Here is a 22,961-nt window from a genome sequence, read left to right on the forward strand (position 1 = left end):
CGAGTGGGAAACGCAGTGGGTCCGGGCGCCTTCGGCGCCCGGACCCACTGCGACCGTTCAGCTCTAGAGTTTGCGGACGGCGGCCTTGACTGTCTGGCCTTCTCCTGCTTCACCGCCGGTGGCTTCGTCGTCCAAGGTTCCGAAGGCCAATTCCCTGGCCAGGGTCTCGCCTTCGACGAAGGCGCGGTGGGTCTCCACGGCCGCGCGCACCTCCTTGTCGGCGTCGACGGTGACAGCCACCCGGTCGGACACGTCCAGGTCGGCGTCCTTGCGGGCCTGCTGGATCACGCGGACCACGTCGCGGGCCAGGCCCTCGGCGGCCAGTTCCGGGGTCACCTCGGTGTCCAGGACCAGCACGCCCGCCTGGTCCGGCAGGGCCTCGGTGTGCTCGGCGTCGACGGCGACCATGGTCAGCTCGTACTCGCCGTCCTCGAGTTCGACCCCTCCGGCGGTCACCCGGCCGTCCTCGGCGGTCCAGTCGCCGGACTTGACGGCCTTGATGACCCGCTGCACGTCCTTTCCGAGCCTCGGGCCGAGCACGCGCGGGACCAGCTTCAGGTCGGCCCGGCTGTAGCCGGCGACGTCCGAGTCGAACTCGACGGCCTTGACGTTCAGCTCGTCGCGCAGCAGGTCGGCGAACGGCTCGAGCCGCTCGGCGTGGCCGGTGGCGACGGTCAGCTTCGCCAGCGGCAGCCGCACCCGCAGCTTCCTGGCCTTGCGCATGGACAGGCCGACCGAGGCGACCTCGCGGACCGCGTCCATGGCCTCGACCAGCGCCGGGTCGCTCGGCAGGTCCTCGGGCGAGGGCCAGTCGATCAGGTGCACCGAGCGGCCGCCGGTCAGGCCCCGCCAGATGTCCTCGGTGATCATCGGCAGCAGCGGCGCGGCCACCTCGCAGGCGGTCTTCAGCGCCGTCGCCAGCGTCGCGAATCCGGCCTCGTCGCCCTCCCAGAACCGGTCGCGCGAGCGGCGCACGTACCAGTTGGTCAGCGACTCCAGGTAGGAGCGGAACGCGGCGGTGGCCCCGGCCAGGTCGTAGCCGTCCATCGCCTCGGTGGTCGTCTCGACCAGCTCCCGGGTCTTGGCCAGCAGGTACCGGTCGAGCCGGTGCCCACTGGCGAGCGCGGCGGTGCGCGCCTCCTCGGGGGTCGACTCGTACCCGGCGGCCCCGGCGTAGAGCGTGTAGAAGTACCACACGTTCCACAGCGGCAGGACCACCTGGCGGACCGCGTCCCGGAAGCCGTTCTCGGTCACCGGCATGTCGCCGCCGCGCAGGACCGGCGAGGCGACCAGGAACCAGCGCATCGCGTCCGAGCCGTACTCCTCGAACGAGTCGCGCACGTCCGGGTAGTTCCGCAGCGACTTCGACATCTTGGCGCCGTCGGCGCCCAGCAGCGTCCCGTGCACCAGGGCGGTGCGGAACGCCGGCCGGTCGAACAGGGCCGTCGCCAGGACGTGCAGCGTGTAGAACCAGCCGCGGGTCTGCGCGGTGTACTCGACGATGAAGTCGCCCGGGTAGTGGTGCTCGAACCACTCGGTGTTCTCGAACGGGTAGTGCACCTGGGCGAACGGCATCGAGCCCGACTCGAACCAGCAGTCCAGGACCTCCGGGACCCGGCGCATGACCGACTCGCCGGTCGGGTCGTCCGGGTTGGGACGGGTCAGCTCGTCGATGACCGGCCGGTGCAGGTCGGTGACCTCCACGCCGAAGTCGCGCTTCAGCTCGGCGAGCGAGCCGTAGACGTCCACGCGCGGGTGGGCGGGGTCGTCGGAGACCCACACCGGGATCGGCGCGCCCCAGAAGCGGTTGCGGCTGATGTTCCAGTCGCGGGCGCCCTCGAGCCACTTGCCGAACTGGCCGTCCCTGACATGGGCCGGGGTCCAGTCGATCTGCCGGTTGAGCTCGACCATGCGGTCGCGGAACTTGGTGACCGCGACGAACCAGGCCGACAGGGCGCGCTGTATCAGCGGCGAGCCGCAGCGCCAGCAGTGCGGGTAGTTGTGGTTGTAGGTGTCGTGGCGCAGCAGGCTCTCGGCGGCTTTGAGGTCCTTGATGATCTGCTTGTTCGCGTCGAAGACGTGCATGCCGGCGTAGGGCGGGACCTCGTCGGTGAACAGCCCGGACTCGTCGACCGGCACGACCGGTTCGATCCCGGCCGCGTCGGTGACGAGCTTGTCCTCCTCGCCGAAGGCCGGGGCGATGTGGACCAGGCCGGTGCCGTCGTCGGTGGTCACGTACGGGGCGGCCAGGACCTGGTGGGCGTTGGTGCGGCCGGCGAAGAAGTCGAACGGCGGGTTGTAGCGCAGCCCCACCAGCTCCGAGCCTTTGTAGCGGCCGACGACGGCCGGGGCCTCGCCGAGTTCGCGCGCGTAGGCGGCCAGGCGGGCCTCGGCCAGCACGAAGCGCGAGCCCTCGGACTCGGCGACCACGTAGTCGACCTCGGGGTGGACGGCGGCGGCCAGGTTCGACGGCAGCGTCCAGGGCGTGGTCGTCCACACCAGCAGCTTGGCGCCCTCCAGCGGGCCGGGCGAGGTCACGTCGAGGCCGACGGTCACGGCCGGGTCCTGCCGGTCCCGGTAGGTGTCGTCCATCTTGGTCTCGGTGGCCGCCAGGGGCGTCTCGCAGCGCCAGCAGTACCACAGCACCCGGTAGCCCTCGTAGACCAGGCCCTTGTCGTAGAGGGTCTTGAAGGCCCACATGACGCTCTCCATGTAGTCCAGGTCGAGCGTCTTGTAGTCGTTGTGGAAGTCGACCCAGCGGGCCTGACGGGTGACGTACTCCTCCCACTCGCCGGTGAACTGGAGGACCGAGGCCTTGGCGGCGGCGTTGAACCGGTCGACGCCGTACTCCTCGATGTCGGCCTTGGACTTCAGGCCCAGCTCCTGCTCGGTGGTGACCTCGGCGGGCATGCCGTGGGTGTCCCAGCCGAAGCGGCGCTCGACGCGGCGGCCGCGCATGGTCTGGTAGCGCGGGACGATGTCCTTGACGTAACCGGTCAGGAGGTGCCCGTAGTGCGGCAGGCCGTTGGCGAACGGAGGGCCGTCGTAGAAGACGAACTCGTTCGAGCCGTTCTCGCCCGCCTCGCGATCCCCGATCGAGGTCTGGAAGGTGTCGTCCTTCGCCCAGAAGTCGAGCACGCGCCGCTCGACCTCGGGAAGGTTCGGGCTCGCCGGTACGCCCCGTCCGGGGTCGTCGAGTGGATAGGCCATGGGCTCGGTGTCTCCGTCTCCTCGTCACACCTGGTTGACTTCCGGTGCGCGAGGACGAGCCGGGGGCCCGCGGTACCACCTCGCTTGGCGCGCCGGAGCGCGCCCGCTCGATTCGGCGGCGATGACGGGCCGCTGCCGTCCGGTTCTACTGAGGCTCGTGCCGTTTCTTCCGGAAGCTCGCCGGTGATGGCCGGGTCGTAGCTGCTGCACGCAAGTCTAGCGCTGCCTTCGGCGGCGCTTCTACCGGATTTCGCTCGCGGCCCCGGCCGTGTAGGATCGGCCCCGTGAGACATATCGCACGCAACTGGTGGTGGCGTCGCTGAGGCGGCGCTGTTGCTCCTGCGTGCAAGAAGCAAGCGACCGCCCCGCAAGGCGGTCGCTTCGTCGTATCCGGGGGCGGCCTCCGCTCGGGGCCCGAACGAGAACGAGGCCGAATGACCACGTATGAGACGCCCTGCGGGGTGGCGATCCGCCGCGCCGTCGAAGAACTGCCGGACTGGGACCTGACCGAGGTCGTGCAGCGGGTCGAGACCCGCCGCGGCGGGGTCCTGTCTTCGGGCATGGAGTACCCGGGCCGGTATTCCCGCTTCCACCTGGCCTACGCCGACCCGCCGGTCGAGGTCGTGGCGAGGGGCCGGACGGTCGACGTCCGCAGCCTCAACGAGCGCGGCTCGCTGATCGTGGACGCGCTCGCCGACGCGCTGCGGCGCGCCGACATCGGGACCGTCTCCCGGCACGACGACGGGGTCCGCGCGGTGGTCCCCGAGCCGGCCGACCGGGTGCCCGAGGAGGAGCGGTCGAAGCAGCCGACGGCGTTCACCGCGCTGCGGGCGCTGCTGGAGGCGCTGGCCTGCGACGACCCGTACCTGGGGTTCTGGGGCGCGTTCGGCTACGACCTCGCCTACCAGTTCGAGCCGATCCCCTTCGCCAAGGACCGCCCCGGCGACGCCCGCGACCTGGTGCTGCACCTGGCCGACGAGGTGTACGTGGTCGACCGCAAGCGCGAGACGGCCCTGGTGTACCGCTACGAGTTCGGTTACGGGGACCGCCGGACCGACGGCCTGGGCCGCGAGACCGAGAAGCGCGCCTACGTGGCCGCCGACGAGGTGCCGGCGGGCCCGGTCCCGGGCGTCTATGCCGACACGGTGCGGCGCGCCAAGGAGGAGTTCAAGGCCGGGAACCTGTTCGAGGTCGTGCCCGGGCACGAGATGTACGCCGCCTGCGACTCGCCTTCGGCGTTCTACGAGCGGCTGCGCCGGGCCAATCCGGCCCCGTACGAGTTCCTGTTCAACCTCGGCGACGGCGAGTACCTGGTCGGGGCCAGCCCGGAGATGTTCGTCCGGGTGCAGGGCGAGCGCGTGGAGACCTGCCCGATCTCGGGGACGATCGCGCGCGGGGACGACCCGCTGCACGACGCCTCGCAGATCGCCGAGCTGATCGGCTCCCCCAAGGAGGAGTCGGAGCTGACCATGTGCACCGACGTCGACCGCAACGACAAGGCCCGCGTGTGCGTGCCCGGGTCGGTCAAGGTCCTCGGGCGCCGGCAGATCGAGATGTACTCCAGGCTCATCCACACCGTCGACCACGTCGAGGGGCGGCTGCGCGAGGGCATGGACGCCCTGGACGCGTTCCTGACGCACATGTGGTCGGTGACGGTGACCGGCGCGCCCAAGACGTGGGCGATGCGCTTCATCGAGGAGCACGAGACCACGCCCAGGCGCTGGTACGGCGGCGCGGTCGGCTTCGTGGGCCTGGACGGGTCGATGAACACCGGGCTGACGCTCCGGACCGCGCAGATCCGCGACGGCGTCGCGTGCGTGCGCGCCGGGGCGACGCTGCTGTACGACTCCGAGCCCGACGCCGAGGAGGCCGAGACGCATCTGAAGGCCCGCGCGCTGCTGGAGACGGCCGCCGGCGGCATCGGGGCCGCGGCGCCGACCCCGACTCCGATCGAGGTCGCGGGCGGTCCGGCGGGCGTCGGCCGCAGGGTGCTCCTGGTCGACCACGAGGACTCCTTCGTCAACACGCTCGGCGACTACTTCCGGCAGCACGGCTGCGAGGTGACCACGCTGCGGTTCGGCTTCGACGCCGCCGAGACCCTCGACGAGATCGACCCGGACCTGGTGGTCCTCTCCCCCGGCCCGGGGCGGCCCGACGACTTCGGGACCGCCGCGCTCCTCGACGAGCTCGCCCGGCGCGGACTGCCGGTGTTCGGGGTGTGCCTGGGGCTCCAGGCCATGGTCGAGCACGCCGGCGGGGAGCTGTCGCTGCTGGACCAGCCGAGCCACGGCAAGCCCGGGAACATCAAGGTCATGGGCGGGGGCCTGTTCGACGGGCTGCCCGACGAGGTGACGGCCGCCCGCTACCACTCGATCTACGCCACGCCCGACCAGGTCAGGGGCGGTTTCGCGCCGACCGCGGCCATCGACGACGTGGTGATGGCGATCGAAGCCCCGTCCAAGCGCTGGTTCGCCGTCCAGTTCCACCCCGAATCGATCCTGACCGCCGCCGGGGCCCACGGCCACCGGATCATCGGCAACCTGCTCCGCCTCACCGCCTGACCTGCGGCCGGGCGGCTTTCCGCCCGGCCTGTCACAGGACCGTGGTTGAGTGGGCGGATGGCGAAAACCATCTACAACACCGCGACGAGCATCGACGGGTTCATCGCCGATGCCGACAACTCACTGAAATGGCTCTTCGGCGTCGGAGGCGGACACCCTGAGCAGGAGGAGGCCGAGGAGGGGCCGCTCGGCGAGTTCGACGAGTTCATGAAGGGCGTGGGCGCGATCTGCATGGGGTCGACGACCTACGAGTGGATCCTCGACTACGAGCAGCTCCTCGAGAAACCGGAGAAGTGGCCATATGAGCAGCCGGCCTGGGTGTTCACCCACCGCGACCTCCCATCCGTGCCGGGAGCCGACATCCGCTTCGCCTCCGGACCGGTCGAGGCGGTCCACGAGGCCATGGCCGCGGCCGCCGGGGAGAAGAACCGGTGGATCGTCGGCGGCGGGGACCTGGTCGGCCAGTTCTTCGACGCAGGGCTGCTCGACGAGGTCGTCGTCTCCGCGGCGCCGGTGTTCCTCGGCGGCGGCGCCCCGCTCCTGCCACGACAAGTCCTGTCCGACCGGCTCGAACTGCTCGAGGCCCGCTCCGCGGGGCAGTTCGCGGTGCTCAAGTACCGGGTGAAGCCGCCCGGCCGGTCCGAGGGGTGACGAGGCCGCTCCGCGACCGGAGGGGAGCTCGTGTCTGCGGCGGGCGGTCCTTACGATCAGCGAATGAAGATCTGGATAGCGCATGCAGAGGGCCGGGACCTCCTCGGCCCGATCCCCGAAGGCGTCGAGGTCGAGGTGTTCGAGGGCGACGAGTACCCCTCGGACCCGGCGAAGGTCGAGTTCCTGGTGCCGCCGTTCTTCGCGGACGATCCCGCCCCGGTGCTGACGGCCATGCCGAACCTGAAGGTGGTGCAGCTGCTCAGCGCCGGGGCCGAGACCTGGGTCCCGATCGTCCCCGAAGGTGTGGCCCTGTGCAACAACCGCGGTCCCCACACCGAGTCCACCGCCGAATGGGCGCTCGCGGCGACGCTGGCCTCGCTGCGCGACCTCGACCGCTACGCGCGCCGGCAGACCGAACGGAACTGGGCGCCGCACCGTTCCCCGGGCCTGGCCGGGAAGTCGACGCTCATCGTCGGCGCCGGAGCGATCGGCGAGGCCATCGCCCGGCGGTTCGAGGCATCGGCCGCGAAGGTAACCAAGGTCGCCCGGACCGCCCGGCCCGGCGTCCACGGCATCGACGACCTCCCCCGGCTGCTGCCCGAGGCCGACGTGGTGGTCGTGATCGTGCCGCTGACCGCCGAGACCGAGAACCTGGCCGACGCCGTTTTCCTGGCGCGGATGAAGGACGGGGCGCTGCTTGTCAACGCCGCCCGCGGCCGGGTCGTCGACACTGCCGCCCTGACCGCCGAGGTCGCCTCCGGGCGCCTGCGCTGCGCCCTCGACGTCACCGAGCCCGAGCCGCTCCCGGCCGACCACGAGCTGTGGGGCCTGGAAGGGGCGCTCATCACCCCGCACGTGGGCGGCGCGGTGGAGAACTTCGCCGAACGCTGCTATCCGCCCGTAGGCGACCAGATCCGGCGTTTCGCCTCCGGCGAGCCGCTGGTCAACGTGGTCGAGAACGGCTACTAGACACCGGAGCGCACTGGCCGGCCGCGGATACCATCGGGGCATGGAATCGCCCCCGAACCCCGCGCCCGGCACCAGGGGACGAGGCGGACTGATCATCGGCGCCGTCGTGCTCGTGCTCGCCCTGGCCGTCACCGGTGCCGTCGCGCTGCTCGGCGGCGACGGCGGCGACACTCCGATCGGCGGTGACGAGCCGGTCGAAGGCGGCGTCGAGACCTCCCTGGTTCCGCAGGAACTGGAGATCCCCGACGGCTACCTGGGTGTGCGCTCGCTCGGCGCGCTCACGCCGATCCCGCAGGACGGCTGGCACGCCTATGCCGGACCCGGCAGCGACGAGCTGCTGGCCGAGGACGCCCACGCGATGAGCGTCTCGCACGGCAACAACTGGATCTCCTATTTCATGGTCGGCAGGCTCGGCGAGTTCGCCCTCAACGCCGACCCCGAGGACCTGCGCTCGACGGCCACCGAGATCGTCGACACCTGGGTGTTCGACTACCCCTACTCCGGGACGACCGGGCTGACCAGGTCGGAGCCGGAGCTGACCGACCTCGTGGTCGACACCCACCCGGCGGTGCTGCTGGAGACCCGCGTCTCCTGGGACAGCCTGGACTCCTCGCCGGACGAGTACGAGGACTTGGCGCTGCTCCTGGTCAACCCCGGAGACGACGGGATCTTCCTGGGGGTCGCGGCCGTGCCGGAGTCGGGGACACAGCGCTTCGAACCGGCGGTCGAGGCGCTGCTGGACACCACGTTCCAGCACAACACGTACAAGCCTTAGGAGATCCGGGTGCCCAGCGGGACCTCGGCCTCCGGCTCCAGGAGCACGACCTCGTCGGTGCCCTCCACGGGCACGCCCAGTACCAGCACCTCGGACTTGAAGCCGGCGATGCGGCGCGGCGGGAAGTTGGTCACGGCCACGACGGTGCGGCCGACCAGCTCCTCGGCGGTGTAGCGGGCGGTGATCTGCGCGCTGGACTGCTTCCGGCCCAGCTCGCCGAAGTCGATCCAGAGCTTGTAGGCGGGCTTGCGGGCCTTCTCGTTGACCTCGGCCCGCTCGATGCGGCCGGTCCGGATGTCGGTGCGGAAGAAGTCCTCGGCAGTGGTCTGCTCGATGGCCGCTGATTCGGTGGTCGATTCCATCGGGACAATGTACGGCCGCTCGTTTGTAAACCGCCGGTCAAGCTCGGCGGAGTCCGGACCCTAGGCGTCGAACCAGAGGTCGATCTCCCGCTTGGCGGACTCCTCGGAGTCCGAGGCGTGGATCAGGTTGCGCTGGTTGGACAGCGAGAGGTCCCCTCGGATGGTGCCGGGCTCGGCCTTGCGGCCGTCGGTGGTCCCGGCCAGGGCCCGCACCACCGGGATGGCCTCATCGCCGGAGGCGATGAGCGCCACCAGCGGCGCGGAGGTCATGAACTCCTTCAGCCCGGGGTAGAACGGCTTGTCGACGTGCTCGGCGTAGTGCCGGTCGGCCAGTTCGGAGCTCATGGTGCGCAGCTCCATCCGCTCGACGCGCAGGCCCTTGCGTTCGAGGCGGCCCAGTACCTCGCCGATGAGTCCTCGCTCGACGGCGTCGGGTTTGATCAACACGAGCGTGCGCTGCACGGTGGCTCCTTGCGATAGCTGTCGGATTCCGGTCGCCATCCTAAGCGATGTTGTGCCGGTGGTCCCCGGCACGTAGCATGCTCGTAGAACCCGGTGAACCAGGTGTGGATGAGGTGTCCCAGATGCCCCCGAGACAACCACCGCGGCCGGCCCCCAGGCCCGCGAAGGCTCCCAAAGGCGGTGGCTCCAAAGGCGGCTCGCGCGGCGGAGCCAAGGGCGGCTCTAAAGGCGGTGCCCGCGGCGGGGCGAAGGGCGGCGCCCGCGGCAAGGCCGCACCCAAACAGCCGATGACGAAGGGCGCCAAGGCCGCCCAGAACGCCGAGCAGCAGCGCCAGCACCGGGCGATGCTCGACCAGCAGCGCCGCATGCGCGAGACCCGCTGGTGGGCCGCCAACCAGGTCGCGATGCACCGCCTCCACGCCACCCAGCACCACGCCGCGGGCGGCGAGGCGATCGGCACGGTCCTCAACGGCGACAGGCGGTTGCGCTGGCGCACCTCCCGGGCGATCGGCGCGATCACTTTACTGATCTTCTGCGCCTTCTTCGCCGCGATGGCACTCGGCGCCGGGAGCGTCGGGATCGCGTTGCTGTCGTTCCTGTGCCTGGCCGGGTTCATCGCGATCATGACCATCGAGTATTCGGCCCGCCGGTTCCCACAGCCGGTCCCGCAGCCGCCGCTGATCGGCGAGCACCGGCTCGAAGACCTCATCGTCGAGGACGAGCCGCCGCGCACGCGAGCCCGTGAGACGGCCGCGCCGGCCTCTCTGGACGCGCTCGAAGAGATGTTCGACGGCACGAACGGCGCCGGTCAGGGCTCCGCGCCCGCCGAGTCCCGGCCGGAGCCCGAACCCGAGCCGGTCTCGCCGTCCCCCAGCGCCGGACCGGTGGTCGAGCCGGCCACGTCCCGGCGGCCCGAGGCCGCCCCCGACCCGGTCGACGTCCAGGTCATCGAGGTCGCGCCTCCTGAGGCCGAGGACCGGCCCGAACCCGACCTCGAGCCCGAGCCGCCGCGGCCCGAACCCGAAACGGCATCGGACCACCGCCGGATCGCCGAGCCCGCCGCGGCCCCCGCGAACCGGATCGACGTCCCCATCCCGACCCCGCCCCGCCCCCGATCCTCCCCGGAGAAGGCCGCCGACATCCCCGACGACCTGGCCGAACTCCTGTTGTCCGAGCAGGCCCTGAACGGCGCCGACGTCACCGACGTGGCCGCCACCCTGATCGTCGCCGATCTCCGGCGGTCGATCGAGTTCTACTCCGACGCCCTCGGCCTGAGCATCACCGACCGCACCGACGAGGCCGCCGTCCTCGACGCCGGGTTCGGCAAGATCCTGCTCTGGGAGCGCCCCGACGCCCCGCCCGGGGAGACCGGCGTGATGCACCTGACCTTCGAGGTCGGCGACATCGACGCGGCCTTCACGAAGATGAACGACGCCGGCGTCGAGTTCATGCACCTGCCCCGCACCGCCCTGCTCGGCCAGAATTACGAGATGCGGGCCGCGGCCTTCCGCGACCCGGACGGCCACGGCCTGGCCATAACCGAGCACCGCGAGCGGGAGAGCTGATGCTGGTCATAGGAGAGATTCATACGGGACTGCTGCCGCATTCGGGGCCGCTCACGCCCGAGCAGGCGCGGGGGGCGATGTCGCTGGCGGTCGGCGAGGGCGTGAGCCAGTGGGCGCGGCCGGTCGCGCACACCTCGTCGGCGCCGATACTGCACGGCGTGGACTGCCGGCTCCCGCTGGGGCCCAAGCCGGGCAAGCGCTACGCCGACGCCGATGGCGACAACGGGTCGGTCCGGGTGGTAGGCACCGTCTCCTCGCGAGCGGTCCTGACCGGCGGCCACCTGCTCCAGGGTTCGGCGTGGACCGCGATCGAGCCGCAGGACCGGCCCCGGCGCATGCCCTGGTCGTACTACCTGGCCCGCCCCGGCAGGATCTACCCGATCGGGAAGCTCCAGCAGCAGCGGCTCCTCGACGGCTTCCTGCGCGCCGACGTCCGGCGGGACCGAAGCGAGTTCCTCGACACCGGGGCGATCGCCCGGCACCCGTTCTTGGAGGTGCAGACCCGGCAGATCCTCGACCGCCACCCGCCGTTCCGGACCGCCTCGACCCGGCTGCGGTGGGCCGCGGTCGTCGAACCGAACGCCGAGCCGAAGGTGCGGCTCCGGCTGGTCGACGCCGAGCGCCGCAGCCTGGAGCTGAACTGCGGGCTGATCGAGCCGGAGGCCGTGGCCGCGGCCGCCGAGGACCTGGCGGTCCACGAGTGGCTGCTGACGGCCGTGGACTCGCGGATCTCGCTGGCCAGGGTCGGCCAGGACGCCAAGTACACCTTCCGCACGCTCCGCCCGCTGGTCGACCACCTGCTGCACCTGTGGGCGCCGGGGGCCCGCACCGCCGAGGACCTCCAGTTCGCGTGGGACGCCCTGGAACGCCAACCGGGGCTGACGCACCAGTGGAACACGATGGTCGAGCGGGTGCGCGGACAGGTCGACTACGGCGCCGCGGACCTGGCCGACCGCCTCCTGTCGATCATGGAGCAGCACCCGCAGCTGGTCCAGCGCGAGGTCGAGCCCGATTAGAGCCTGTCCTGTGGATCCGAACGGGCCGGGTAACGCCCGTTCGGATCCACAGGACAGGCCCTAAAACGGGGTCTGGAAGATGTAGTTGAGGCGGTCCACCAACTCGGTCGGCAGGTGGATGCGCTCGCGCTCGGCGGCCAGGCTGATGACCTCGTTCGCTCCCGGGTCGGGCGGCACGCACGAGCAGATCACGCGCACCGCGTGCTCGACCTCGATGAAGTCGCCCGCCACGACCGTCAGCGTCCGGTAGGCCGGGAACGGGAACGCCTCGGGGTTGAGCTGGATGATCGGCGGCATGTCCCGCCACAGCTCGGGGTAGGGCGAGGACGGCACCGGTCCGGGCTCGTGGCTGCGCTCGGTCGGCACGACCTTCTCGATCGGCACGGGGATGCCCACGCGCTTGCCCTGGTCGCGCAGGACGCCCAGGCGCAGCAGCTGCCATACGGCCGCCAGCATCGGGCAGGACCAGAGCCGGCCTTCCGAGGTCTCGCTCCACAGCTCGACGTCGAGGAAGACCGAATGCTCGCGGGCCGAGTTCTGGGTCGGCGGCTTCCACTGGTCGGGCTCGCTCATGGCCACCCGCCGCGGCGGCGGGCTGGGGATGCCGTTGCACAGCCAGCCGGACTTGGACACCGGCGGGCGGGCGCCGGTGGTGCCCGGCGCCGGCTCGAAGACGATGCGGTCGGCCACCAGCGAAGCCAGTTCGAGGTCGCCCATGGTCGCGCAGGCGGACTCGCGAGCCAGGTAGTCGATGCGCAGGCCCGCGTCGGCGGCGGCCTCGCCGATGGTCGCGATGAGCTTCTCGGGCGAGGGCATGTCCCGGTGGAAGTAGTCGTCGACCAGGTAGCAGGTGCTCACACGGGGGGTGCGGCCGCCGAGGCGGCGCCGGAGGTTCTCGGTGACGCCGTGGACCCACGAGGCCGCCGAGGCCATCTCCTCGCGCAGGGCGTCGGGCCGGGCCGCCAGGTCGTCGGCGTACAGGTGCCCGACCTCGATCGACAGGTGCGACATGCCGAACCGCTCGGTCCGCTGCTTGGCGCTGGTCTCCTCGTAGATCACCGCTGCCCCCTCACGCGCCGACGTCGAATCGGGGGGTGAACGCCTCTTCGCTGGCGCCCTTGGCCAGCTCGTTGAACGCGTTCACCGTCCGCTGGTTGGCGATGTCGAGGGTGGCGGTGTCGGCGTCGGTGATGATCTGCTCCCGCCACTGCAGGACCGGGTCGAGCGGGACCGAGCCGAGCAGGTTCATCCGGCCCACCCCCTGCCCGGCCGCCATCTGGTGCAGGTCGGCGTTGATGCGGCGCAGCCACCGCACCTGCGTGGACTTGAGTCCGGCCAGCTCCGGGCCGTCGGGGTTGACCACCGCGGTGCGCACGAACCTGATCGAGTTCCGCAGGCGGGTCTCGTTGTGCCGCCAGGCCAGGCCGGTGTCGATCAGACCGCGCTCGCCGTAGACGAGGCTGTGGGCGGCCAGGACGTGCTGCTTGGTCCAGCGGTGGAAGACGATCCAGCGCCACGGGACGGCCTCCAGCTCGGGCCGGGAGGTCGCGGCCATGACGATCTCGGTGGCATGGGACCGGCCCGCGCTCAGGTCCACGATGATCAGGTCGAACTCGGCCTCGAGCCGCAGGAACAGGTCCACGCAGCGGCGCACGGTGGACTCGTCGCCGGGGAACTCGCCGCCGTCGGCGTCCCCGGGCAGCAGCACGAGCTCGCCGGCGCCGTCGGGCCGCACCCGCAGCTCCTCGCGGTCGGACTCGGCCCACACCAGGTGGCGCTCGGGTTCTGAGGCCAGGCCCTGGAGGTAGTCGTGGACGCCCTTGCCAAAGGTGCCGTGGACCATCTCGTCGAGGCTGAAGATGGCCCCGGCCGTCGGCGAACCGAAGTCGAAGTCCACATAGCACACGTTGCCGCCCTGGACGGCCCTGCGGTAGGCCAAGTTGCAGGACGTGACCGACCTTCCGGTTCCTCCCTTGTCGGAGGTGGCGAAGATCAGCATCGGTCAGACTCCCGTCGCGGCGTCGCGCCCGGCCGAGATCAGCCGGTCGAGTTCGAGCAGAGCGCGCACGCCGAGGGCGTAGGCCGTTCCCGGGCGCTCGTCCACGATGTCCTTGGCGTGGCGGATCGTGGTGCCGACCGCCTGGATCTCCTGGGCCAGCGACGGTCCGGCCGCGCCGGACCCGCGGAACAGCTCCTGGTCGTAGACGTGCTCGGCCTCGACCAGCAGCTCCTTGGCCAGGTGCTCCAGGTCGCGGGAGCGGGCCGGTTCGGAGGCCGCGAACTGGGCGGCGAGGATCATCGACTCGACCACGCGGATGGTGAAGTGCCAGGAGGGGTTCTCGAACTCGACTTCGAGCTGATCGAACACCTGCGCCGGCTGGTCCCACAGCTTCGCGGCCTCGCCCTTGCGCATGCGCCTGCGCGCCAGGTGCTCCCACACCTCGTCGGCGACGCCGAGCAGCTCGGCGCGGGCCTCGATGGTGGTGAGCAGGCTCGCGGCGTGGTAGAGGCGCTTGAGCAGCAGGGGCGCGTAGTCGACCATGTTCCAGCGCATCGGCGGGCCGTCGAGCTTCTCGATCCCGGTCAGCTCGGACCGCACGCCCGGGAAGTGCATCTCGATGGCCCGGTCCGCGGCGAGAGGGCGGCGGGTGATGCGCCCGCGGTTGGCCAGCTCGACCAGGACGTCGCCGAGCCGGATCAGGTCGTCGTCGCCGCCCCGCCTGCTGCCGAAGGCGTTGGTGGCGACCGCGCACACCAGGAGGCTGTAGTAGTCGTACTCCAGGCCGTCGGTGGTGCGCCACGGGACGTCCTCGAGCGGCCACTTCGAGCCGCCGCCGAAGGAGGCGACCATCGACCAGTAGCGGCGGGTGACGTCCAGGCGCAGTTGGAGGGCCTGTACCAGCTGCTGCTCCTCGTCGTTGAGGAAGTTGCGGCGGACCACGCGCGCGGAGAACAGGGTCGCGATCGCCTCGATCGCGACCACGGTGAAGTACAGGTATGGGGCGTCCAGGGCGCGGCCGGGACGCTGCCCGGTGCGGTCGGCGACGATCTCGACCTCGGGGGCCTTCTCCACGACCGACCAGGACCAGCCGACCTCGAACAGCTTTGTGGACGCCTCGACGGCGGCGGTGCCGCCCGAGCCGATGGTGATGTCCCGCAGGGAGCCGATGATCTCCTGCGCCTTCTCGCGGAAGCGGCGGATGATCTTGCGCGAGGCCAGGCCGTCGACGTTGATCAACTCGATCAGGCGCCGGCCCTCTTCGTCGCTCTCGTCGTAGGTCGCCACCGAGAACGAGCGCAGGAGACCTACCAGCGCCCCGCGCAGCCGCCGGTGGACCAGGTCCTCGGCCTCCTGCCGCTCCTCGATCAGCCCGGGGCGGCCGAGCCGGTCGGCGGTCGGGCCGAAGTCGGTCAGGAAGACGAGCGCGGCGATGCACAGCGGGATGGCCAGCGCGAAGCCCTCGGTGATGTCGACCTTCCGCTGATCCGGATTGGCCTCGCGGGAGCGGTCGATGCGGTGCATGTTGGACCCGCCGCTGTAGATCGGCACCCCGTCCTCGTCGGTGTGCCAGACCATGTAGTCCTTGATCAGCTTCATGACGAAGATCGGGATCTCGACCGGGTCGCCCAGGCCCTTCAGCGCGTCGAGGACGGGTTCGCTGGTGGCGTCCGGATTCGAGTAGGCCAGCTCGGGAAGCTCCTGCGCGGGCAGGAGCATGCACAGCAGCTGCTGGGCGTCGCCGACCGCGTCGGAGTCGTTGCGCCCGCCCCAGTACCACTGCCTGCCGTTCAGCTCCTCGGCCCCCTTCGGCAGGCGCATGCTGTAGGCCACCTGGGCCTTCCAGATATCGAGCAGTTGCTGCCGAGGCTGCATCTTCACAGGGGACCACCGCCAGAGGAATTCAGGCTCTACGGACCAGTTCACTATGGCATGACGCCGCCAAGATCACAAGCCACGCAACAACAGACACAGAACGAACATTGTCGGCTACACGACAGCGACGTACCCACGCGTTGGCATCCCGGCGCTAGGCTCGACGTACGACGCCCCGGCCCGGGGGCCTCCGGCTTCCGGGCGTGTCCCTCGGACCCGAAGGAGCACTGTGGACATGGCATTGCCCATACTCCTGATCATCGCCATCTTCGCCGTGGTCGCTCTCGCGCTCGCCGTTCCCAAGAGGAACCGCGGATCCGTCCACGGCGGCGGCTACACGGCCGGACAGACCAATTCGGTCTACGGCGCCGGCGCCCCCGGCTCCGATTCCGGCTGCGGCGACAGCGGCAGCAGCAGTGGCGGCGGCTTCGACGGTGGCGGAGGCGGCGGGGACGGCGGCAGCTGCTGACCGTCAGCGGCGGATCTCCCAGACCTCGCAGGGGACCCCGTGGCCGGGAACGACCGTGGTCCTCTCGAGTGCCATGCCGAGCTTCTCGGCCACACGACGGGAGGCGGCGTTCTCGCTGTGGATGCACGAGACCAGCCGGTCCATTCCGGCCTCGCCGAGAGCGAAGCCGATGGCGGCGCGGGCCGCCTCGGGCGCGTAGCCGCGGCCCCACCGGCCGCGTTCGATGCGCCAGCCGACCTCGACCGCCGGGAGGATCTCGGGCAGGAAGTCCGGGACGGCCAGGACCGCGAGACCGATCACCTCGCCGGTCTCGGCGATCTCGACCGCGAAGCCGCCCCAGCCGTGCTCGTCCCAGTGCCGCATCGACTTCTCGACGCCTTCGCGGGTCTTCTCGGGGTTGCGGGGTCGGCCGTCGCCGATGTAGCGCATGACTTCGGGATCGGCGTTGATCTGGGCGATAGGCTCGACGTCGGCCTCGGTGCACGGGCGCAGCACCAGCCGCTCGGTCTCGAGGCGGACGCTCATCGCCTCGGGGGCCTCTCCAGTCCGGCCTTGACATTCCAGCAGTAGGCCCACACGGCCCCGAACACCAGCCCGGCCGCGCCCAGCGACCAGTTCCACTGCTCCGGTCGAGCGAAGCTCAACGCCCCCAGCGCGATCAACGCGAGCTGCACGAGGGCTCCGGCCGACCACACCCACCTGCGGCGGGACATCCCGGCCAGGACGACGCAGGCCGCCACGAGCGCGACCACGGCCCAGGTGGCCGGGACCGGGTCGTCGAGCAGCATCCGCATCGGCACGATCGCCATCAGCAGGGCGAACGCCTCGAAGCCGAGGGCGACCGCGGCCAGCGAGCGGGCGGCGCGGATCGGGTCCCGCAGGCCCGAGGCGGTCCGGTCCGGTTCAGCCACGGCGGCGCACCAGCAGCTTCCGCGCGTCGGCGACGGTGAACACCGAGCCGGTGACGAGCACGCCGCCGCCGGACTCGTAGACGTCGTCGGCCTCTTCGGCCAGCTCGATCCCGCGGGCGATCGCGTCGGACAGGTGCGGCAGGACCGTCACCCGCTCGGGCCCGAAGATCTCGGCGGCCGCCTTGCCGAGGGTCGCGGCCGGCATCGCCCGGTCCGAGGTGGACCTGGTGACCACGATTTCGTCGACGACCGGGTCGAGCAGTTCGAGCATGTGGTCGACCTCCTTGTCGGCGAGCATCCCGACCACCGCCACCAGCTTGCGGAAGTTGAACTCCTCCTCGACGGCCCTGGTCATCGCCTCCATGCCGGCCGGGTTGTGGGCGGCGTCGAGGATGACCGTCGGCGCGGTCCGCACCACCTCCAGGCGGCCCGGCGAGGTGAAGTCGGCGAACGCCTCGCCGACCACCTGCGCGTCGAGCGCCTTGGGCTCCCCGGCGCCCAGCAGCACCTCGGTCGCCGCCAGCGCCAGGGCCGCGTTGTGGGCCTGGTATTCGCCGTGGATCGGCAGGAACAGGTCCTCGTAGCGGGCCGCGCGGGTCTCCACGGTGAGCTGCTGGCCGCCGACGGCGACCTCGCGGGCGGTGACGGCGAAGCCGCGGCCCTCGGCCACCAGCTTCGCCCCGACGGTCTTGGCGCGCCGCAGCAGCGGACCCATGGCCTCGCGCTCCTGCTCCGCGGTCACCAGCGTCGATCCGGAGTGGACGATGCCGGCCTTCATGGTGGCGATCTCCTCGAGGGAGTTCCCGAGCCACTTGGTGTGGTCGATCCCGATCGGGGTGACGACGGCGACCTCGGCGTTCAGGACGTTCGTCGAGTCGGTCTCGCCGCCGAGCCCGACCTCGATCACGCCCACGTCGATCGGCGTGTCGGCGAACGCGGCCATGGCCAGCGCGACGGTCATCTCGAAGTAGGTGAGCGTCGCCGGCGAGCCGGAGTCGACCAGGTCGGCCAGCGGCTCGATCTCCCGGTAGACCTCGGAGAGCCGCTCGGGCGCGATCGGCTCGCCGTCGATGACGATCCGCTCGGTCAGGTCCTCCAGGTGCGGGGAGGTGAACATGCCGGTGCGCAGCCCGTGGCCGCGCACCAGCCGCTCGATCATCCGCGTGGTCGAGGTCTTGCCGTTGGTTCCGGTCAGGTGCACCGCCCGGAAGGACCGCTGCGGGTCGCCCAGCAGCTGCAGCAGTTCCTTGATGCGGTCGAGCGTGAAGTCCCAGCGGGAGAAGCCGCGCGCCTCCAGGGCGGCCTCGACATGCGCGAGTTCGCGGTCCAAGGTCAGCCGTCCAGCCGCTGGAGTTGCGCGGTCGCGCGGGCGATGTCGGCCTCGGCGGTGGCCTTGCGGGTCCGGATCTTCTCGACCACGGCCTCGGGGGCCTTGGACAGGAACGCCTCGTTGCCGAGCTTCTTGGTCGTCCCGTCGAGCTCCTTCTGAGCGGCCTTCAGCGCCTTCTCGAGGCGGGCGCGCTCGGCGGCGACGTCGATGGTCCCCGAGGTGTCGAGCGCGACCGAGACCTGGTCGGACACGGCCAGTTCGGCGGTGGGCGCGAAGCCCTCACCGGGCTCGTCGAGGCGCACCAGGGTGCGGATGAGGCGCTCCTGGCCGTCCAGGCCCGCGTCGGACAGACCCGTAAGGGCCGCGGCCACGCTCTGGCTGGGCTTGACGCCCTGCCCGTCGCGGAATCGCCGCACCTCGACCACCAGGTGCTGGAGGGCCTCGACGAGCCGCTCGGACTCGGCGTCGGCCTCGCCGGCGGCCGGCCAGGCGGCCACGGTGAGCGATTCGCCGCGCTCTTCGCCGCCGGTCAGGGACAGCCACAGCTCCTCGGTGACGAACGGGATCACCGGGTGCAGCAGGCGCAGCAGCTGGTCGAAGACGTGGCCGATGACGCGGCGGGTGTCGTCGGCGGGCCGCCCGCCCTCGGCCAGGACCGGCTTGGTCAGCTCCAGGTACCAGTCGAACACGTCGTCCCACGCGAAGTGGTAGAGCGCGTCCATGGCCTTGGCGAACTCGTACTGGTCCAGCAGGGCGTCGACGGCGGTGACCGTCCGCGACAGCCTCGAGAGGATCCACCGGTCGATCAGGGACGGCGACTCGGGCAGGTCCCCTTCGACGGTGGCGCCGCTCATGAGCGCGAACCGGGTGCCGTTCCACAGCTTGTTGCAGAAGTTGCGGGCGATCTCGGCCAGTTCGATCGAGGCGGTGTTGTCGCTGCCGGGCTGGGCGTCGCGGGCGAGCATGTAGCGCAGCGCGTCGGCCCCGTAGGTGTCGACCACTTCGAGCGGGTCGATGCCGTTGCCCGAGGACTTCGACATCTTCTTGCCCTCTTTGTCGCGGATGAGGCCGTGGAGGTAGACCTCCTTGAACGGCACCTCGCCCATGGCGTAGGTCCCGAACATCATCATCCGCACCACCCAGAAGAAGATGATGTCCTGGCCGGTGATGAGCGACGCGGTCGGATAGAACTTCTTCAGCGCGGCCGTCTCGGCGGGCCAGCCGAGGGTCGAGAAGGGCCACAGCGCCGAGGAGAACCAGGTGTCGAGCACGTCCGGGTCCTGGGTGTAGCCCTCGGGGGCCTCCTCGCCCGGGCCCACGCAGACCTGTTCGCCGTCCGGGCCGTACCAGATCGGGATGCGGTGGCCCCACCACAGCTGGCGGGAGATGCACCAGTCGAGGAGGTTGTCCACCCACTGGAAGTAGCGCTTCTCCATCTCCGGCGGGTAGATCTTGGTGTCGCCGTTTCGGACGGCGTCCCCGGCGAGCTTGGCGAGGCGCTCGATCTTCACGAACCACTGCTTCGACAGGCGCGGCTCGACCGTGGTGTCGCAGCGGTCGCAGTGGCCGACGGCGTGGATGTACGGGCGCTTCTCGGCCACGATGCGGCCGTCGGCCCGCAGCGCGGAGGCGATCGCCGAGCGGGCCTCGAACCTGTCCAGGCCCTGGAAGGGGCCGTGGGCGGTGATGACGCCGCGCTCGTCCATGATGAGGATCGACTCCAGGCCGTGCCGCTCGCCGATGGCGAAGTCGTTCGGGTCGTGCGCGGGGGTCACCTTGACCGCGCCGCTGCCGAACTCGGGGTCGACGTGCTCGTCGGCGACGACGGGGATGTGCCGCCCGGTGAAGGGCAGCTCCACGGTCCTGCCGACCAGGTGGGCGTAGCGCTCGTCGTCGGGGTGGACGGCCACGGCGGTGTCGCCGAGCATCGTCTCCAGCCGGGTCGTGGCGACCACGATGGAGTTCTCGCCCTCGCCGTAGCGCATCGACACGAGCTCGCCCGCGTCGTCGGAGTGCTCGACCTCGGCGTCCGACAGCGCGGTCATGCAGCGCGGGCACCAGTTGATGATGCGCTCGGCGCGGTAGATCATCCCGTCGTCGTGGAGGCGCTTGAAGATCGTCTGCACCGCGTGGGACAGGCCCTCGTCGAGGGTGAACCGCTCGCGGTCCCAGTCGACGCCGTCGCCGATCTTCTTCATCTGGGAGGTGATGCGGTCGTGGTAGGTGGCCTTCCACTCCCACACCCGCTCCACGAACGCCTCGCGGCCCAGGTCGTGGCGGGAGATGCCCTCCTTGTCGGCGAGCTGGCGCTCCACCACGTTCTGGGTGGAGATCCCGGCGTGGTCGGTGCCGGGGAGGAACAGCGCCTCCTTGCCCCTCATGCGCTCGCGGCGCACCATCGCGTCGATGAGCGTGTGGTTGAGCGCGTGTCCGAGGTGGAGCTGTCCGGTCACGTTGGGCGGCGGGATCACGATGCAGTACGGGTCGCGATCGGAGTCGTCGGCAGCTTTGAAGCGACCGTCGGCTACCCACTTCTCGTAGCGCCGAGCCTCAACGCTTACCGGCTCGTACGACTTCGACAGGTGGGTTTCGCGGGTCGTCGTCTTCTTCGCTGCATCTGTCACATCGACCAGTGTAAGGAGGCCGCCGGGGCAGCGTCGAAGCGGTTTAGGCGGTGTCGCCCAGCACTCGGCGGGCGGCCTCGGCCACGTCGAGGTCTCCGGCGGCGACCTCGGCGGCGAGGGCCTCGGTGACCTTGTAGCGGCCGCGCAGTTCGTCGTCGACCACGGCGCGGATCTCGGCGGCGGCCCGGCGGCGGCGGCGTTGCGCCAGCAGGTCGGTCCCGGCCAGCCAGTCGCGGTGCTTGCCGATCGCGGCCACGAGGTCGTCCAGGCCCTCTCCGGTGTGGGCGACGGTCTTGCAGATCGGCTGCCGCCACTCGCCCGGCTCGCGTTTGACCAGCGACATCATGGCCTTCATGTCGCGGACGGCGGCGTCGGCGCCGGGCCGGTCCGCCTTGTTGACCACGTAGACGTCGGCGATCTCGACCACGCCCGCCTTGACCGCCTGGATCGCGTCGCCCATGCCGGGCGCCAGCAGCAGGAGCGTGGTGTCGGCCAGGGCCGCGATCTCGACCTCGGCCTGGCCGACGCCGACGGTCTCGACGATGACCGAGTCGAAGCCGAGCCCTTCGAGCAGGCGCACGGCCGCACCGGTGGAGGCGGCCAGGCCGCCCAGGTGCCCGCGGGTGGCGACCGAGCGGATGTAGACGCTCCGGTCGAGCGCGTGGTCGGCCATGCGGACCCGGTCGCCGAGGATGGCGCCGCCCGAGAAGGGGCTGGAGGGGTCGACCGCGAGCACGGCGACCCGCAGCCCGGACTCGCGCCAGGAGCCGATGAGCCCGGAGACGAGCGTGGACTTGCCGACCCCGGGCGAGCCGGTGACGCCGACGACGGTGGCGTCGCCGCCCTTGGTGGCCCGGGCGATCCGGGCGGCCTCGGGCGCGCCGTTCTCGACGGCGGACAGGAGCCTGGCCACGGCCCGGCGGTCCCCCGCCCGGGCCGCGGCCACGGTCTCGTCGACCCGCATCAGGCTCCCTTGAGGAGGATCGCGTCTCCCTGGCCGCCGCCGCCGCACAGGCCGGCGGCGCCGAGCTGGCCGGGCCGCAGCTGGCGGGACAGGGTCTGGACCAGGCGGGCGCCGGAGGCCCCGATCGGGTGTCCGAGGGCGATCGCGCCGCCGTCGGGGTTGACCCGTTCGAGGTCGAGGCCGAGCGTGGCGGCCGAGGAGATGACGACGGCGGCGAACGCCTCGTTGATCTCGGCGACCTCGAGGTCGGCGACGGCGGCCCCGGCCTTGTCCAGGACCTGGGCGATGGCCCCGGCCGGCTGGTCGAGCAGGGAGTTGTCGGGTCCGGCGACGGTCCCGTAGGAGAGGATCTCGGCCTCCCAGGACCAGCCGTTGGCCTCGGCGACGGACCTGCGGGTCAGCACCAGCGCCGAGGCGCCGTCGGAGATCTGGGAGGCGCTGGCGGCGGTGATGGTGCCGTTCTCGGTGAACGAGGGCCGCAGCCGGGCGAGGGCCTCGGGGGTCGACTCGGGGCGGACGCCCTCGTCGGCGTCGACCAGTCCCTTGCGGGTCTCGACCGGCGTGATCTCCTCGGCGAGCCGCTCGGCGGCCTTGGCGGCCCGCTGGTGGCTGGCGGCGGAGAACTCGTCCTGGTCCTGACGGGTGATGTTCTTGGACGTCAGGTGGCGCTCGGTGGACTCTCCCATGGAGATGCCGTCGTAGGCGTCGGTGAGGCCGTCGTGGGCCAGGTGGTCGAGCAGGACGGCCTCGCCGTACTTGAAGCCGCGGCGCGAGCCGGGCAGCAGGTGCGGAGCGCGGCTCATCGACTCCATGCCCCCGGCGACGATCACGTCGGCCGCGCCGCCGCGCAGGAGCTGGTCGGACAGGCCGATCGCGCTCATCCCGGAAAGGCAGACCTTGTTGACCGACAACGAGGGCACGCGCATCGGCACCCCGGCGGCCACGGCCGCTTGGCGGGCGGGGTTCTGCCCGCACCCGGCGGGCAGGACTTGGCCGAGGATCACCTGGTCGACTCGTTCGGGGTCGACTCCGGCGCGTTCGAGCGCGGCCCTGATCGCGGTCCCGGCCAGGTCGGTGGCGGGGATGTCGGCCAGGGCGCCGTTGAACCGCCCGACGGGTGTGCGGGCGGCGGCGAGGATGACGGTGCTGTCGTTCATGCGGACCTCCATTGGTCGGTGCCCCTCGATCGTATGACGTCGGCGGGCTGAACCGGCCTGC

19 protein-coding genes are annotated in these 22,961 nt (G+C 71.2%); 7 read left to right on the forward strand and 12 right to left on the reverse strand.

What is annotated here, in order from left to right:
* Window positions 1-63 precede the first annotated feature (63 nt).
* Entirely contained in the window at window positions 64-3,210 is a 3,147-nt protein-coding gene (gene ileS, locus JFB92_RS02505; protein WP_199034544.1) for an isoleucine--tRNA ligase, read from the reverse strand.
* Window positions 3,211-3,644: 434 nt separating this feature from the next.
* Between ileS and JFB92_RS02510 the strand changes: the two genes are divergently transcribed.
* From JFB92_RS02510 to JFB92_RS02525, 4 genes are all read left to right on the forward strand, one after another.
* On the forward strand, window positions 3,645-5,771 hold the full coding sequence (locus JFB92_RS02510; protein WP_199034545.1) for an anthranilate synthase component I: 2,127 nt from the start codon (window positions 3,645-3,647) through the stop codon (window positions 5,769-5,771).
* A gap of 57 nt (window positions 5,772-5,828) precedes the next feature.
* Window positions 5,829-6,422: a dihydrofolate reductase family protein gene (locus JFB92_RS02515; protein ID WP_199034547.1), complete on the forward strand. Its 594-nt coding sequence runs from the start codon at window positions 5,829-5,831 to the stop codon at window positions 6,420-6,422.
* A gap of 63 nt (window positions 6,423-6,485) precedes the next feature.
* Window positions 6,486-7,391, forward strand: a complete 906-nt coding sequence (locus JFB92_RS02520) for a 2-hydroxyacid dehydrogenase (RefSeq protein ID WP_199034549.1) — start codon at window positions 6,486-6,488, stop codon at window positions 7,389-7,391.
* A gap of 40 nt (window positions 7,392-7,431) precedes the next feature.
* Complete coding sequence (locus JFB92_RS02525) at window positions 7,432-8,166, forward strand: hypothetical protein (RefSeq protein ID WP_199034551.1); 735 nt, start codon at window positions 7,432-7,434, stop codon at window positions 8,164-8,166.
* Here the strand turns inward: JFB92_RS02525 and JFB92_RS02530 are convergent.
* The gene (locus JFB92_RS02530; protein WP_199034553.1) at window positions 8,163-8,528 is read right to left on the reverse strand and encodes a tRNA-binding protein; all 366 of its coding nucleotides are present in this window, start codon (window positions 8,526-8,528) and stop codon (window positions 8,163-8,165) included. The genes JFB92_RS02525 and JFB92_RS02530 overlap by 4 nt on opposite strands.
* A 60-nt stretch (window positions 8,529-8,588) precedes the next feature.
* Window positions 8,589-9,029 carry a nucleoside-diphosphate kinase gene (gene ndk / locus JFB92_RS02535; RefSeq protein ID WP_199034555.1) on the reverse strand — a complete coding sequence of 147 codons (441 nt, stop codon included), beginning with the start codon at window positions 9,027-9,029 and terminating at the stop codon, window positions 8,589-8,591.
* 83 nt (window positions 9,030-9,112) lie between these two features.
* On the opposite strand from ndk, the gene JFB92_RS02540 reads away from it, so the two are divergent.
* Window positions 9,113-10,555, forward strand: a complete 1,443-nt coding sequence (locus tag JFB92_RS02540) for a VOC family protein (RefSeq protein WP_199034557.1) — start codon at window positions 9,113-9,115, stop codon at window positions 10,553-10,555.
* Window positions 10,555-11,571: an SCO2521 family protein gene (locus tag JFB92_RS02545; protein ID WP_199034559.1), complete on the forward strand. Its 1,017-nt coding sequence runs from the start codon at window positions 10,555-10,557 to the stop codon at window positions 11,569-11,571. Before JFB92_RS02540 ends, JFB92_RS02545 begins: the two co-directional genes overlap by 1 nt.
* A gap of 60 nt (window positions 11,572-11,631) precedes the next feature.
* On the opposite strand, the gene JFB92_RS02550 is transcribed toward JFB92_RS02545, so the two are convergent.
* From JFB92_RS02550 to JFB92_RS02560, 3 genes are read right to left on the reverse strand one after another with little or no spacing between them, the layout of a single operon-like run.
* Window positions 11,632-12,630 carry an SCO2522 family protein gene (locus tag JFB92_RS02550; RefSeq protein ID WP_199034561.1) on the reverse strand — a complete coding sequence of 333 codons (999 nt, stop codon included), beginning with the start codon at window positions 12,628-12,630 and terminating at the stop codon, window positions 11,632-11,634.
* A gap of 10 nt (window positions 12,631-12,640) precedes the next feature.
* Entirely contained in the window at window positions 12,641-13,570 is a 930-nt protein-coding gene (locus tag JFB92_RS02555; RefSeq protein WP_199034562.1) for an SCO2523 family variant P-loop protein, read from the reverse strand.
* Window positions 13,571-13,573: 3 nt separating this feature from the next.
* Window positions 13,574-15,445 carry an SCO2524 family protein gene (locus JFB92_RS02560; protein WP_199034564.1) on the reverse strand — a complete coding sequence of 624 codons (1,872 nt, stop codon included), beginning with the start codon at window positions 15,443-15,445 and terminating at the stop codon, window positions 13,574-13,576.
* Between the two features lie 235 nt (window positions 15,446-15,680).
* Here JFB92_RS02560 and JFB92_RS02565 point away from each other — a divergent pair, with 235 nt between their 5' ends.
* Window positions 15,681-15,914 (forward strand): hypothetical protein, encoded by a 234-nt coding sequence (locus tag JFB92_RS02565; RefSeq protein ID WP_199034566.1) that lies wholly within the window; start codon window positions 15,681-15,683, stop codon window positions 15,912-15,914.
* A gap of 3 nt (window positions 15,915-15,917) precedes the next feature.
* Here JFB92_RS02565 and JFB92_RS02570 read toward each other — a convergent pair whose 3' ends face one another.
* From JFB92_RS02570 to JFB92_RS02595, 6 genes are read right to left on the reverse strand one after another with little or no spacing between them, the layout of a single operon-like run.
* Complete coding sequence (locus tag JFB92_RS02570) at window positions 15,918-16,439, reverse strand: GNAT family N-acetyltransferase (protein ID WP_199034568.1); 522 nt, start codon at window positions 16,437-16,439, stop codon at window positions 15,918-15,920.
* The gene (locus JFB92_RS02575) at window positions 16,436-16,825 is read right to left on the reverse strand and encodes a DUF4233 domain-containing protein (RefSeq protein ID WP_199034570.1); all 390 of its coding nucleotides are present in this window, start codon (window positions 16,823-16,825) and stop codon (window positions 16,436-16,438) included. Before JFB92_RS02575 ends, JFB92_RS02570 begins: the two co-directional genes overlap by 4 nt.
* Window positions 16,818-18,161 (reverse strand): bifunctional folylpolyglutamate synthase/dihydrofolate synthase, encoded by a 1,344-nt coding sequence (locus JFB92_RS02580; RefSeq protein WP_199034783.1) that lies wholly within the window; start codon window positions 18,159-18,161, stop codon window positions 16,818-16,820. The genes JFB92_RS02575 and JFB92_RS02580 overlap by 8 nt, the downstream gene beginning before the upstream one ends.
* A complete protein-coding gene (locus JFB92_RS02585; protein ID WP_199034580.1) occupies window positions 18,158-20,779 on the reverse strand; it encodes a valine--tRNA ligase in 2,622 nt (873 codons plus the stop codon). Before JFB92_RS02585 ends, JFB92_RS02580 begins: the two co-directional genes overlap by 4 nt.
* Window positions 20,780-20,822: 43 nt before the next feature.
* Window positions 20,823-21,743, reverse strand: coding sequence for a methylmalonyl Co-A mutase-associated GTPase MeaB (meaB, locus tag JFB92_RS02590; RefSeq protein WP_199034586.1), 921 nt, complete (start codon window positions 21,741-21,743; stop codon window positions 20,823-20,825).
* Complete coding sequence (locus JFB92_RS02595) at window positions 21,743-22,900, reverse strand: acetyl-CoA C-acyltransferase (RefSeq protein ID WP_199034587.1); 1,158 nt, start codon at window positions 22,898-22,900, stop codon at window positions 21,743-21,745. The genes meaB and JFB92_RS02595 overlap by 1 nt, the downstream gene beginning before the upstream one ends.
* Window positions 22,901-22,961 lie beyond the last annotated feature (61 nt).

Source organism: Glycomyces salinus, from assembly GCF_016428645.1.
Lineage (GTDB): Bacteria > Actinomycetota > Actinomycetes > Mycobacteriales > Micromonosporaceae > Glycomyces > Glycomyces salinus.

Coding starts and splice junctions, on each gene's coding strand:
- ileS (WP_199034544.1), bottom strand. CDS start 3,210: ATGGCCTATCCACTCGACGACCCCGGACGGGGCGTACCGGCGAGCCCG.
- JFB92_RS02510 (WP_199034545.1), top strand. CDS start 3,645: ATGACCACGTATGAGACGCCCTGCGGGGTGGCGATCCGCCGCGCCGTC.
- JFB92_RS02515 (WP_199034547.1), top strand. CDS start 5,829: ATGGCGAAAACCATCTACAACACCGCGACGAGCATCGACGGGTTCATC.
- JFB92_RS02520 (WP_199034549.1), top strand. CDS start 6,486: ATGAAGATCTGGATAGCGCATGCAGAGGGCCGGGACCTCCTCGGCCCG.
- JFB92_RS02525 (WP_199034551.1), top strand. CDS start 7,432: ATGGAATCGCCCCCGAACCCCGCGCCCGGCACCAGGGGACGAGGCGGA.
- JFB92_RS02530 (WP_199034553.1), bottom strand. CDS start 8,528: ATGGAATCGACCACCGAATCAGCGGCCATCGAGCAGACCACTGCCGAG.
- ndk (WP_199034555.1), bottom strand. CDS start 9,029: ATGGCGACCGGAATCCGACAGCTATCGCAAGGAGCCACCGTGCAGCGC.
- JFB92_RS02540 (WP_199034557.1), top strand. CDS start 9,113: ATGCCCCCGAGACAACCACCGCGGCCGGCCCCCAGGCCCGCGAAGGCT.
- JFB92_RS02545 (WP_199034559.1), top strand. CDS start 10,555: ATGCTGGTCATAGGAGAGATTCATACGGGACTGCTGCCGCATTCGGGG.
- JFB92_RS02555 (WP_199034562.1), bottom strand. CDS start 13,570: ATGCTGATCTTCGCCACCTCCGACAAGGGAGGAACCGGAAGGTCGGTC.
- JFB92_RS02560 (WP_199034564.1), bottom strand. CDS start 15,445: ATGCAGCCTCGGCAGCAACTGCTCGATATCTGGAAGGCCCAGGTGGCC.
- JFB92_RS02565 (WP_199034566.1), top strand. CDS start 15,681: ATGGCATTGCCCATACTCCTGATCATCGCCATCTTCGCCGTGGTCGCT.
- JFB92_RS02570 (WP_199034568.1), bottom strand. CDS start 16,439: ATGAGCGTCCGCCTCGAGACCGAGCGGCTGGTGCTGCGCCCGTGCACC.
- meaB (WP_199034586.1), bottom strand. CDS start 21,743: ATGCGGGTCGACGAGACCGTGGCCGCGGCCCGGGCGGGGGACCGCCGG.
- JFB92_RS02595 (WP_199034587.1), bottom strand. CDS start 22,900: ATGAACGACAGCACCGTCATCCTCGCCGCCGCCCGCACACCCGTCGGG.